9 protein-coding genes and 1 other RNA gene are annotated in these 13,017 nt (G+C 35.7%); 3 read left to right on the forward strand and 7 right to left on the reverse strand.

What is annotated here, in order from left to right; genetic code table 11:
* Window positions 1-121: 121 nt before the first annotated feature.
* An RNA gene (rnpB, locus tag ACO05S_RS01165) (RNase P RNA component class A) lies at window positions 122-478 on the forward strand.
* 432 nt (window positions 479-910) lie between these two features.
* Here rnpB and ACO05S_RS01170 read toward each other — a convergent pair.
* The 4 genes from ACO05S_RS01170 to ACO05S_RS01185 form a co-directional block, all read right to left on the reverse strand.
* Window positions 911-1,156 (reverse strand): four helix bundle protein, encoded by a 246-nt coding sequence (locus ACO05S_RS01170; protein WP_421919714.1) that lies wholly within the window; start codon window positions 1,154-1,156, stop codon window positions 911-913.
* A gap of 48 nt (window positions 1,157-1,204) precedes the next feature.
* Window positions 1,205-2,329, reverse strand: coding sequence for a hypothetical protein (locus ACO05S_RS01175; protein WP_421919715.1), 1,125 nt, complete (start codon window positions 2,327-2,329; stop codon window positions 1,205-1,207).
* Window positions 2,330-2,628: 299 nt separating this feature from the next.
* Window positions 2,629-4,512: an OmpA family protein gene (locus ACO05S_RS01180; RefSeq protein ID WP_421919716.1), complete on the reverse strand. Its 1,884-nt coding sequence runs from the start codon at window positions 4,510-4,512 to the stop codon at window positions 2,629-2,631.
* 149 nt (window positions 4,513-4,661) lie between these two features.
* A complete protein-coding gene (locus tag ACO05S_RS01185; protein WP_421919717.1) occupies window positions 4,662-5,921 on the reverse strand; it encodes an S-adenosylmethionine:tRNA ribosyltransferase-isomerase in 1,260 nt (419 codons plus the stop codon).
* A gap of 95 nt (window positions 5,922-6,016) precedes the next feature.
* Between ACO05S_RS01185 and ACO05S_RS01190 the strand changes: the two genes are divergently transcribed.
* Complete coding sequence (locus tag ACO05S_RS01190; protein ID WP_421919718.1) at window positions 6,017-7,045, forward strand: DUF2027 domain-containing protein; 1,029 nt, start codon at window positions 6,017-6,019, stop codon at window positions 7,043-7,045.
* A 301-nt stretch (window positions 7,046-7,346) separates the two neighbouring features.
* On the opposite strand, the gene ACO05S_RS01195 is transcribed toward ACO05S_RS01190, so the two are convergent.
* The 3 genes from ACO05S_RS01195 to ACO05S_RS01205 all read right to left on the reverse strand — a co-directional run bounded on the left by ACO05S_RS01195 (window position 7,347) and on the right by ACO05S_RS01205 (window position 10,897).
* A complete protein-coding gene (locus ACO05S_RS01195) occupies window positions 7,347-7,997 on the reverse strand; it encodes a LysE family translocator (RefSeq protein ID WP_421919719.1) in 651 nt (216 codons plus the stop codon).
* A gap of 52 nt (window positions 7,998-8,049) precedes the next feature.
* Window positions 8,050-9,855, reverse strand: a complete 1,806-nt coding sequence (locus tag ACO05S_RS01200) for a lysophospholipid acyltransferase family protein (RefSeq protein WP_421919720.1) — start codon at window positions 9,853-9,855, stop codon at window positions 8,050-8,052.
* 202 nt (window positions 9,856-10,057) lie between these two features.
* Window positions 10,058-10,897 (reverse strand): histidinol-phosphatase, encoded by an 840-nt coding sequence (locus tag ACO05S_RS01205; RefSeq protein ID WP_421919721.1) that lies wholly within the window; start codon window positions 10,895-10,897, stop codon window positions 10,058-10,060.
* Between the two features lie 184 nt (window positions 10,898-11,081).
* Here ACO05S_RS01205 and ACO05S_RS01210 point away from each other — a divergent pair, with 184 nt between their 5' ends.
* Entirely contained in the window at window positions 11,082-12,917 is a 1,836-nt protein-coding gene (locus ACO05S_RS01210; RefSeq protein WP_421919722.1) for a YgiQ family radical SAM protein, read from the forward strand.
* Window positions 12,918-13,017 lie beyond the last annotated feature (100 nt).

Consider the following 13,017-nt stretch of genomic DNA (forward strand, 5'->3'; position numbering starts at 1 on the left):
AAGAGTCGAATAGTCAAAAAATGTAGGTTTTCATTTACAGTTAATCCTTTTTTTTACTTCCTTCTTACTTTCTCCTTTACACTTATAATTTGGGTTTTGAATCTTTCTTCTTACCTTCGCATCGGCAGACCATTCTATCGCTGTTTCGCAAGAAAGAGAGGAAAGTCCGGGCAACGCAGAGTAACATACTTCTTAACTGGAAGAAGGTTGAAAAACTTTAGAAGTAGAGCAGAAAATAACCGCTCCTATTTTTTGGAGTAAGGGTGAAAAGGTGAGGTAAAAGCTCACCGGTATCTGTGGCGACATGGGTAGCCGTGTACCTTATGTGTTGCAAGATCAAGTATACCGACAGCTGTAGGCTTACTCGGCCGATGTCGGGGGGTAGATTGCTAGAGGCATTTGGCAACAAATGTCCAAGATAAATGATAGAAACTCTTTTCGAAGAGGACAGGACCCGGCTTATCGGTTTGCCTTTTTTTTATTAATACTAAACAATTAGTAATTAATAGTGCCATCTCACGTATCTGGGGTGGCTTTTGTTTCTTTGCACAAAATCTCAAACTCCAAAAACGAAACTCCAATACCGATAGCTATCGGAACTAAAATACAAATCACTCCAAATTTAAATAACAAGGTAGAGTTATTTCTTTATTACAGTTTTATTGTAAATGCTAGCTAATATCTTAATGATTTCTTTGGATTCCTTGTCCAGTTTACTCCATTCATTCCTACTATTGTAAATTGCAATAATTATCCGAATCCAACAATTAGACTCTCTAGTGTAAAGAATGCTAATTCCCCGAACTAATTTTTTGACCTATTTTCCTTTCTACTGCGTTAAGCTTTTTCGCCGTAGCTACGGCTATGCCTGTAAACCTTACCTTGTAAAAAGAAAAATAGGTCAAAAACTTTAATTCGTTTTATTAACACTCTTCACACTAGCTTCTTTTAATGATATAGCAACTTTGTTGGTAAAATCAGCTTTTGAAACAGCTGCTTGCGCCTCTTCAAAATTAGCACCTATAGAAGTAGCAGACTTAAGAACTTGATATGAAATTACCCTATACTCATTTGAAACTGGCAACTTTCGCACTTCATTCACAACAGATATGAAAAATTCAAACAAGCACTCTTGCAAATCAATTTTATAAGTCATTAAAATGAATCTTTGTTATTCTTTGGGATTTGTAGAATTGTAATTTGATTACAATTTTACAATAAAGGCATCCCTAAAACCCTGTTTGCGCACCTCGCGCAATTGACGACGGCAAATCCAATAATTATCGTAGTCTCCAACAAAATAGCGATACAATTTATCATGCTGATCGTAAGACTGGTTAACGCCTTCGATATTGAATCGAGCTGTTTTCACTTTGTTTCTGCCGGCAAAGATTTGGATGGTATAATGATCATCGGCAGCAATATCTCTTTTGCTAACAGATCGGGTCTCCTTAGTTGGATCTTTTATTCCAGCCTTTGTAAAACCAAGATCATGAAGCTTTTGAACCGCCTGATCTACTTTAGCTTTATCATTGTATGGTCCTACTTCAATGTAATAAACAGGAGTCTTTACAAAAGTAACACTTGGTAGTTCATAATAGTAGTCAACATATTCTTTTCCGCGCATTTTGCGACCCATATTGTAAGAACCTGAACTTGCTTTTGCTGACTTGGCTTTTGATACTTGCATTAGAGTGCCTTTATTCAAAACCACAAGCTTTGCCAATGCAAAATCTTTAATCACTTTATCCTTAAGATACTTTTGCGCACTCCCAACATCTTCGAATTTTCCAAACAAAAAATAAAACTTTTCTCCCTGCTTGAAGGCTTTGGGTTTTAATGGCGAGAATTTATCAGCAGTTAGAATTTCATCTGACTCTTTCAGTAATATTGAATAAAAATAAGAATTTTCAATATCGCTTAGCTTTGAAATAGCTTGTTCTGCACTCTCCGTTTTCTGCTTCTTCTTTTGCGGTTCAAGCTCTATCAGTCCCTCTAATTCGTCAGCAGAAAATTCCTCTAACAAATCAATTACTTTGGCTTCTTCGTATCCCATCTCCTTAATCTTTGCACTTAAAACTTCGGCCTCCTTGCGCGATTTTGTAATCCCGGCCACATAATGGAATACACCTCCTTCGCTCCTTAACTCGGTAACATCCTTAAGATTCTCAAAATAATCTGTGTAAACGGGATATTTAAATTGTGCAATCTCGACAGCATAAGATGTATTTCCTGATGAAGAAGTGAAATTTAAATCTAAAAAAGGTGAGAAGTAACCGATTGTCCCGACTGACAAAACAAAGCAAATAATGAAATAAATGTTTCTCATAGTTTAAATTAGAATAGAGTACAGAGATGAATTGGATTTTATCCGTAGTAAATATAATAAAATCCCTGTGATTATCAATCAAATTTCCCATTATCAGAGAATAATTAGATACAAATTATACTGCTTTTGATGAATGTACCCCATTGGGAAGCAAAAACAACAATTAATGAGATCCTTCACCTTTTTGAGAGTGACAAATAGCCTTAGCTGTAAGTAAACATTGAATAATCTACTCCAATTAAAAGAAATTGCCAGTAGCCTGGAATGACTTTTAACTAAGCCACAAGTTCGATTAAAAACTATTTGATCACAAACAATAGCTCAAGCCTTCGATTCTCACGATGCTGCTCTTCTGAACAATCAACACCATCAACACAGCCATTTATTACGAATTGCTCGCCATAAGCATTGTATACTATTTTTGAATGTTCTACACCTTGAGCCAGCAAATATTCCACAGCCTTTTTGGCTCTTTTAATGGATAAAATCATATTTGATTCATCGCTACCTCTGGAATCACTATGGGCATTTATTACGATGTCTAAATCAGGATAGATTTTCCAGAAATCCGCAAACTTTTTTAATTGTTGCTTGGCTTTTGAATTTAAATATGGAATTCCCGAATCGAAATGAATTGTGCGAAAGATCAACCTTTTATCAGGATAATGGATCGGTTTCAACTCTTGTGCAAATGCATCCTCAAGACCTTTCTCCAACCTCATCAACAATATTTCCACATTTAGATTTGATTCCATAGGATAATACTTCATTTCCAAAGCTTCGTATCCCTCTTTTTCTGCCTCTATTTCGTACAATATTCCCCTACCCAGCTCATAATACGAAACATCAAACTCATAAGTCCCGCTTGCGTTTTGTTCAAGAGGTATTTGCTGATCATTGATGACTCTCTTTACTGTTATGCTTGGAGTGGAAATCGGATTTTGATTGTGTTTATCTCTCACCACCAGCTCAACCTTTACCAACCGATCGGCTCCCAAAGAATATATTCTGTCTACATATCCTTTCTCTTTTCTATCTGAAACAAACAACAATTGACCCTTCGCCGGGCTATCCTGTATACTAAAATCATTGAATGAGGAATTGAATTCGCTGCCTGCATTTGCAATATTGCCCCATTTTCCTTCCTGTGTTTTCTCGGCATAAAACAAATCCTGTCTTCCATAACCCACATGACCGTTAGATGCAAACCACAATTTTCCATCCTTTAATATGCATGGGTAAATTTCGTTTAAGCTTGTGTTAACATCTTCACCTAAGTTAATCGGCATCCCCCATGAATTCCCTATTTTGTGGCTAACATACAAATCCATTCCGCCAAATCCTCCCGGCATATCTGATGCAAAATAAATCTCCTTACCATCCTTGCTTATAAAAGGATGGGCACAGGAATACTTTCGGCTATTAAATGGTAAAATTGAACTTGCTTTCCATTGAGCATTTTTCATCCGAGCCTCAACAATCTCCATAAATTGTCTTCCTCTTTTGGTATACCAACGAGTATAGTACATCAAACTACCATCTGCCGAAAATGAAATAGAGCCAATATCTACTGATTTATCTAATTCGGCCGCAAACTCTTTTGCTTTTGTAAATTCCTGATCTATAAATTCACTCGAAAACAATTGGTAAGTCTTTTCTCCTTTGGTATTGATATTACCAAAATTTGAAAATACAATCTTATCTGATAAGACAGCCAAGCCCAGGCTTTTTGATAGCGGCTGCTCAGAAATTGGACGCAAACGCATGTTCGATTTAGTTCTTACTTGATTTAGATTCCGGATGGATTTAATTCTACTTTCGATTACAGATTTATCCATTCCTGCCTTTGCAGCTTGTTCGCTAAATAATATTGATGCTTTGCGATTACCATAGTTTAAATAAATGTGAGACAGAGATAATAGATCACCTGCAGATTTTTCACTATCATTAATTTTCTGATAATAACTCTCCGCTTCCTTGTAGCTTCCCAGAAAGAAATAAGATTGGGCGATTTTTCTGTCGATTTCCGGATTTTTTCCCTTTATGTGCTTAAAATTGGCTATTGCTTCCGAGTAATGCCTTTTATTAAATGCTTTTTCTCCTCGCCGAAGAAATCGATTTTGAGCTTGCAGAACAAATGCGAAAAACACCAATAATATGGAGAGCTGAATTTTGGCAGTCATATGATAGATCTGTTTGGAAAGAACACAAATAAAAATAGTACTTTTTTATCAGAAAATACAGTCATCAATTTCCAAGCTTCAAAAAATATCCACTCAATAGTTTAATAGCTTTAGTAAAGCTACAAAAGCAAATATGAGATGTTTACGAATCATTTGGAGTTTTTATTGACATCAGATCTCTTCATCAATAGTGAGCTATCGCCATAACTCAGAAAACGAAAATCATTATCTAAGGCATATTGGTAGATTTTTCTCCAATCATCGCCAACCAATGCTGATATTAGGAGTAACAATGTGCTTTGAGGTTGATGAAAGTTGGTTACCAAAGCTTTTATCACTTTAAAGTCGTAACCAGGAGCAATAATAATCTGAGTAGCAGCATTAAAAAGACTAATTTCATTCTCTTCCATATAAACACAAATGGCCTGAAATGACTCTTTTACTGAGTAATGTTGGGGTAGTTGATATGCCTCCCACTGTTTTAACAGCCTTGGTTCCTCATTATTTGTCAAGATCTTTACTCCCATCCAATACAAACTTTCTAAAGTACGCACCGATGTTGTTCCTACAGCAATCACACCATTTTCTGTAGCCGAAATGCTCTTTAAACTGTCTGCCCTTACCTGAATGTGCTCAGTATGCATTTCATGATCACCAATCTGTTCCGATTTTACTGGTTTAAAAGTTCCTGCTCCCACATGCAAGGTTAATTCCTCTCGTTCGATTCCCTTTGAATCCAAGTCAGCAAATACTTTATCCGTAAAATGCAAACCTGCCGTTGGTGCAGCCACCGATCCTTCAAATTTTGAATAAACCGTTTGATAGCGAATTAAATCATCATCTTCGGTATCTCTATTTAAATAAGGCGGAATAGGAATTTTTCCTGTCTGTTCAAGCACCTCACTAAAACTTAAGTCGATATGATTCCAACTAAACCGAATCTCTTGAGCTCCATCTAACAACTGCACTCTTTCTGCTTGTAATATAAATTCCTCATCACCCACAAAAAAAGGCATCCTTAAAGTTCCGGATTTCCATTTTTTAGCGTTTCCAACAATACACTTCCAAGTAGATTTTTCTTTTGTTTGAAATGCTAAATTGTAATCAGCCGGATGCAATGGTTCAAGACAAAAAATCTCAACCCGAGCACCTGTTTCTTTATAAAAGATCAATCTTGCCTGAATTACTTTGGTATTATTATATACCATCTTTGTACCAGGCTCAATTTCGTTTGGAAGTTGATTAAAAACCCTTTCGGTGATTTCATTGTTCCGATACACCAACAGTTTAGAAAAATCTCTATCCTCCAATGGGTGTTTGGCAATTCTATGATCAGGTAAATCATAAGTAAAATCAGCTATTTTTATCTGCTGCGCTTCGAATGATTTGTTTTCTGTATTAATCTCCATCTTCCTTTATCTATCAGCCGCACATAATCAAGCAGCAATTCATTCTGATCGGCAAAAATAGCTAACTTTGTCGTGAATTAAAAAAATCAAATCAAATGCAAATCAATATAGGCGATAAAGTCCGTTTTCTAAACGATATAGGTGGAGGAATTGTAACAAAAATAATCGATGCAAATACAGTAATGGTATTAAATGATGAAGATGAGTTCGAGATTCCGAGTTTAAAGAAAAATCTTGTAGTGATAGAGTATGCAGGTGGTGAGAAAACCAATCAGCAACAAACAAAAAACATTGCTTCCGAAAGTAAACGTTTCAAACAGTCTGAAAGTACTTTGCCTGTCGAAAAGGAAGATATATATATTGCCTTTGCACCTCGTGAGGGATATAATCCTACCGAAAGTCCACTCGAATTGTACCTAATTAACGATACAAATCGCATTCTTTTGTACGGATTTTACGATAAGAAAGGAAATAAGATGGAAGGACAAACGGCTGGAAATCTGGATCCTAAATCTAAAATATTATTAAATGAATATGATTTAAAGGAGTTAAACGAACTATCGAATTGCTTCTTCCAAATTCTTTTCTACAAACAAGGTGAATCGGATATCAAGAAACCACTTGAAAGGAATATTAAAATACATCCCGTTAAATTTTACAAGACAAGCAGTTACAAAGAAAATCAATATTTTCATCAAGCTGTGATGCTTCACAAACTCACAGGGGAAGACATAGAACACAAACTTGACGAGCTTAGCCAGAAGGAATTCAAAAAGCTTGTACACGAAAAAGAAGCAATCAACAAAGTACAAAGCAAACAATCCTCTGTTAAAGCGAAAGATGATATTCTTGAAATTGACCTGCACATCAATGCCTTGATTGATTCTGTTACTGGCCTTTCGAATGCTGATATTTTGGAATTTCAATTGAATAAATTTCATGAAATAATGCGTGAATATCAAAACACAAAAGGGAAACGCATCGTTTTTATTCACGGTATTGGTAATGGTACCCTCAAGAAAAAAGTACATGATGAATTAAGACGCAAGTATAAAAAACACTATCAACAAGATGCATCATTTAAAGAGTATGGATGGGGAGCTACAATGGTAACGATTCGATAAAGATTGAAAAGCAGAATAGTATTATTATGAAGTGAATCCTCAATTGTTTTTGGATTTATTGATTTGCATTAAAATTTAAGTGTTAAAATCATTATCATTTAATGAAGAAAAATTGCTCTTTTGGTCTTTCATCATTTAATGAAAGATCAAAAGTTTGTCCTTTTCTGCCTTCATAATTTAATGAAAGACCAAATCGGAATATTCCCATTCATAATGATTTAATAAGCCGTCCTAAATTATGGGCGAGATTCCGATAATAAAATAGTTTATCAGTCGTTTTGATTCCTAGTGGGACTTTGATCTACGAATGTATAAACGATTTAATTGGCTCGAAACAGGCCAAAAAAGCAAGAAATCCGAGAATAGCAATAATGATTCCTGATATCTTGTTGATCCAGAACAATTGCTTTAGTCTAAATCGGCTTCGAAATGCATTGATTATGGTGGAAAGAGTATACCACCAAAGTGCACCTCCCAGTAGCACACCAAGAATCAGAAACAATTCGATCCTTAATGTTGGATTCGATCCAAAAATTGATGCTCCCGCGAATACTGCAACAAAAACAAAAACTGCAATTGGATTAGATGCGGTGAGGAAAAATATGGAAAGAAAATCTCCTAACATTCCTTTTTTTCCTGATTTGTGGGCGCCACGAATTTGCTTTACAGGATTTGTCAGAAAAATCCTCATCCCAACATACACCAAAAAAATACTACCTATTAATTGTAGGTAGAATTCCTGTGCTTTTATAAAGTTGATTACAATACCCAAGCCAAAAGCTGCAACAGTAGCATAAAACATATCAGCTACAGCTGCACCCATACCAGAAACAAATCCGGCAAGCTTTCCTTTCTGAATTGTTTTTTGAATGATTAGTACACCAATTGGGCCTAGAGGTATAGATACCATTAAGCCCACAACAATCCCTTTAAATATGTATTGAAAGTCCAACTGTTTTCTTTTTCAGTTAACAAAATTGAGTCGCAAAGTTCGCATAAATCTCTTAAAAATCTATATCATCCGAAGAAAATCTTTGAAGAATTGTATCGTCATTAATTTCTTTCGACAAAGATTCAATTACCTTCATTGGCACATCAAACAAGTCAATTACAATTAATCCATCTAAACAGTCATTAAAATTAGGATCGATATTAAAACCAATAATTTTAGCATTCAAGGATATATACTTTTTAAGCAAAACTGGCAATTTGTCGTTTGTAATCTCAAAATCACCAATGAGCTTATCCAGTTTATTGATATCATTTTTTGCTGTTTCAAGCAGAATATCAATATCTACATCTGTAGTTTTTACTTTAAACTGTTTTCTTGGTTTAATAAATTGACCCAATTCATAATCGAAATAGTTGGCCATTATAAATTTAATAATCAAGTCTTTCGACAAATTCGAATATTTATTGCTAATGCTAACCGGACCAATCAGATATCGCGATTCGGGATTTTTCAATAAGAAATAAAGTATCCCTTTCCAAAGCAGAAACAAAGGCATTGGCTTGCGCTGATATTCTTTTACAATGAACGAACGCCCCAATTCCAAGGATTGATTCAAAATGGGCTGGAATTTCTTGCTCATCCTGAAAAGACTTTGAAGGTAAAAACCTTTTAGCCCGTAACCTGGTAGGATCTCATGACCTTTTCCAACACGGTAGGCACCTACAATCTTATGGTTTTCGTTATCCCAGATAAAAAGCTGATGATAGTACAAATCGAATTCATCGATATCGATGCTCTGATTGGTGCCCTCTCCTACCTCTCGAAAGGTGATTTCGCGTAATCGGCCAATTTCATTCAGAATGTTGGGCAGTTTTGAAGATGGGGCACAATAAACACCATAAGAACGACTTTTAAACAGCAAGTACTCCTCTTCGAGGCATTCTACCTCATTTCGGATTACCATTGGATCAACTGCGGAAATAATATCCTCGGCCTTCACCTGTTGAGTTTTTCGTTTAAATCGATAAAATTTCTTTACCTCAATTGGAGTTCCCAACATATAGGTCTTTGCACGAAGAAATCTGCCATATTGATTGATATCGGTAAAACCTTTCTGATCCTTTACCGATATTGGGTTACCAATTCTAATCCGAACTATCTTGTTCTTCTTGTTTAATAATTCTGAAGGTAGCTTAACTGTTCTAAGGGTTGGATGAATCATTCCCAATAGATGAAAAATCAAACTGTTATTTCCTTGAAAATAAATTGGGATAACAGGAACATCGGCTTTCTTAATAAATTTAAGAATCGAAGGCATCCATTGTTTATCGGTAACATTATGGGTTGCCGTTTGATAAGTTGACACTTCTCCGGCTGGAAAAATTCCCAAAGGCATTCCATCACTCAAGTGGCGCAATGCCTCTTTTAATCCTCCTGTGCTCGAAGCGGCACCTTTTCTATCTTCAAATGGGTTAACTCCCAAAAAGAAATCCTGAATTGGCTCTACTTTCTTAAGTAGAAAATTAGCCATAGCCTTAAAATCAGGACGAACCAAACTTAATAACTTGATGAGGATGATTCCATCAATTCCTCCAAACGGGTGGTTGGATATGGTAATAAAAGCTCCTTCTTTGGGAATTCGTTTTAACTCTTCTTCATCAAATTCAAACTTAATTCCCAGCTCATCAATTAAAGCATCAATAAACTCGATTCCATCCTTACAACAATTCTCGGAATAAAGCTTATTCAGTTTATTTAATTTCAGGATGTACATTAAGAATTTGGCAAAACTTTCTCCGCCAAACCAATTCAAACTTTCACTAGCCTTTAGTAAATCTTTAGAATCGACTAATTTCATATATCAATATTTTCCGAAAGTACACTCCAGAGTAAAATATCTCCAAATCAATGGGGTATAACTTTCTTACTTAGTTTTGTATTAGCTTTCATCAATAATCGAAAATTAATTCGATCATCATTTTCTTAAACTGAGTAAAAATAGCATTTATTCTGATACCTAAGTGTGATTACTCATTCAAATCGCCTCTCTTGCTGCTATTTTAAATGTTTTCAATAATCCATTCTCCTTTATGAAAAACAGTAACACTCTCAAAACCTATCAGTTTCAAATAATTTCTTGTTTCTTCGAAATAACACAATAATTCTTTTGGATGGTGTGCATCCGAACTAATTGTAACATCAATATTTCTTTTATGACATTGCTTTAAAAAATAATCGTCCGGAAATAACTTGTCTGATTTCTTTTTGTAGATGCCCCGAGTATTCACCTCAACAATGCTACCAGCTTTTTCGATCACATCTAAGCTTTTATCCAACAAATGAATGTACCATTCATCCGTTTCGGAAAAATACCTTCCCTTATTATTCATCTTTACCTTATCCACATGTCCAACCACATCCGGACTTTGTGTCTCAATCATTTCTATCACTTGCTTAAAGTATGCTGTGACTGCTTTCTTAATATCGCCCTTAAATAGTTTCTGTAATCCTATGGTGTAATTAGTATCAGGACCATCTAAAAACCATAGCTCTTCTTCTGATTCCGCCTTTACCAGATGAACAGATCCAATGGTATAATCAAGTCCATAATTCTTCTTCCATTCAGAAAAGGATTTGCTTACACCAGGAATATAATCAAGCTCCAAGGACAAATAAACTTCAATTTCATTTTTATATTTCTCTTTAAGTTGATTAATTTCTTGAATGTATGAGTCAATATTTGAGGTCTTCATCGCCCAAGCGGTTGCAACAGGGATAGGGGCATGTGAAGAAAAACCTATTGCTCTCAGGCCTTGTAAAATCCCTTGTTTGATGTAGTCTTCCGGATTTTCTTTCCCATCGCAGTAGGATGAGTGCGTGTGATATGAAAAATATGTCATTTTGAAGTTTTTGTATCGTGCAAATATAAAATGATTGCAGACAATAACCTGACTTTCTAAAGCGGATATTTCTAATCGTACTTGGGTTTATTTTGAAATAGGCAACAAGCCCATATTGCCATTAGGCATTTCTTCTTTAAAATGTTTTTAAATAATCCTATCTTTACGGCAATTTCAGTACTTTATGGCAAAAAAAGAAACTACAAAACACCTTAAATGGCTCCCAACATCAGCCAAAGAGGTTAAGGAGAGAGGATGGGAAGAGTTGGATGTAATTCTTTTTAGTGGAGATGCTTATGTAGATCATCCATCATTTGGAGCAGCAGTTATAGGTAGAATAATTGAGCACGAAGGCTTAAAGGTGGCGATTGTGCCTCAGCCAAATTGGCGTGATGACTTACGTGATTTTAAAAAGCTAGGTGAACCCAAATTGTTTTTTGGAGTAACTGCAGGCAATATGGATTCCATGGTAAACCATTATACTGCGAATCGCAGACTCCGTCATGATGATGCATATACTCCCGCCGGAAAGCATGGTTTTCGCCCCGATAAGCCCACTGTGGTTTACACACAAATTCTTAAAAAACTATACCCCGAAACACCGGTTGTTATTGGAGGTATTGAAGCGTCGTTACGAAGGTTAACCCATTACGATTATTGGGAAGATCGATTAAAGCCAAGCATATTGATTGATAGTAAGGCCGACTTGTTGGTTTATGGTATGGGAGAAAAACCCTTAAAAGAAGTTATTCGTTTGTTGAAGCGAGGCGTTCCTTTTTATTCTCTTACCAATATTCCACAAACCTCATTCATTGTAAATCAGGACGAAAAATATGCTACGAAAAAGCAGTGGCAAATTCAGGACTTGTTTTCCCATGAAGATTGCGTGACTGACAAAAAAAAATTTGCAAGCAACTTTCGCTATATCGAAATGGAATCGAATGCCATGATGGCAAAAAAGCTTACTCAAAACCATAAAGATCAACATATCGTTGTAAATCCGCCATATCCTGTAATGAATGAGAAGGAAATGGATGAGGTTTTTGATTTGCCATACACACGACTTCCACATCCTCGTTACAAAGGAAAGAGTATTCCTTCCTTCGAGATGATCAAATTCTCTGTAAATATGCACCGTGGGTGTTTTGGTGGATGCTCCTTTTGTACCATTTCAGCTCACCAAGGAAAATTTATTGCCAATCGCTCAGAGCAATCCATTTTAAAAGAAGTTGAGCATATCACAAAAATGCCTGATTTTAAAGGATATCTATCAGATTTGGGTGGCCCATCTGCCAATATGTATCAAATGAAAGGGATTTTTGAGTCAATTTGCAAAACCTGTCGACGGCCTTCCTGCATTCATCCCCATGTTTGTCCTAATTTGAATACAAATCATCAGCCTATGCTTGATATTTACAAAAAGGTTGATAAAATGCCCGGGGTGAAAAAGTCCTTTATTGGTAGTGGTGTGCGATACGATTTAATGCTTCACCAGGCCAAGGATGCTTCAGCCAACAAATCGAATAAAGAATATGCAGTTGAGCTGATTAAGAATCATGTATCAGGCAGGCTAAAGGTTGCACCTGAACACACTTCTGATGAAGTTTTGGATATGATGAGAAAGCCCTCCTTCAAATTATTTTATGAGCTTAAATCCTTATTCGATGATATTAATAAAAAGGAAGGCATGAACCAACAACTTATTCCTTATTTTATTTCGAGTCACCCAGGTAGCCAGGGAGCCGACATGGCTGATTTGGCAATAAAAACTAAAGAGCTGGATTTTAAACTGGAACAAGTACAGGATTTTACACCAACTCCTATGACTGTAGCCACTGTAATTTATTATTCAGGATATCATCCGTACACCTTGAAAAAAGTTTATACGGCAAAAACCAAAAAGGAGAAATTATCGCAAAGAAAATTTTTATTTTGGTACAAGAAGGAGTACCGGGATGCCATCAAACAAGAGCTAATTAAAATGGGAAAAAAAGATTTGCTCACCAAATTATTTAAGTAGCTTAACTAACAATCAATAAATTTGTTGACATTAATTTGGGATTGCTTTATTATTATTCTTTATAATTGTACTTTAGAAGTTCAAACTCTAAGCTCAGTCT

This window comes from Marinifilum sp. (genome assembly GCF_965230805.1).
Lineage (GTDB): Bacteria > Bacteroidota > Bacteroidia > Bacteroidales > Marinifilaceae > Marinifilum.

What these genes read in the sequence shown, in the direction of transcription:
- ACO05S_RS01170 (WP_421919714.1), bottom strand. Translation starts at nt 1,156, where the DNA reads ATGACTTATAAAATTGATTTGCAAGAGTGCTTGTTTGAATTTTTCATA.
- ACO05S_RS01175 (WP_421919715.1), bottom strand. Translation starts at nt 2,329, where the DNA reads ATGAGAAACATTTATTTCATTATTTGCTTTGTTTTGTCAGTCGGGACA.
- ACO05S_RS01180 (WP_421919716.1), bottom strand. Translation starts at nt 4,512, where the DNA reads ATGACTGCCAAAATTCAGCTCTCCATATTATTGGTGTTTTTCGCATTT.
- ACO05S_RS01185 (WP_421919717.1), bottom strand. Translation starts at nt 5,921, where the DNA reads ATGGAGATTAATACAGAAAACAAATCATTCGAAGCGCAGCAGATAAAA.
- ACO05S_RS01190 (WP_421919718.1), top strand. Translation starts at nt 6,017, where the DNA reads ATGCAAATCAATATAGGCGATAAAGTCCGTTTTCTAAACGATATAGGT.
- ACO05S_RS01200 (WP_421919720.1), bottom strand. Translation starts at nt 9,855, where the DNA reads ATGAAATTAGTCGATTCTAAAGATTTACTAAAGGCTAGTGAAAGTTTG.
- ACO05S_RS01205 (WP_421919721.1), bottom strand. Translation starts at nt 10,897, where the DNA reads ATGACATATTTTTCATATCACACGCACTCATCCTACTGCGATGGGAAA.
- ACO05S_RS01210 (WP_421919722.1), top strand. Translation starts at nt 11,082, where the DNA reads ATGGCAAAAAAAGAAACTACAAAACACCTTAAATGGCTCCCAACATCA.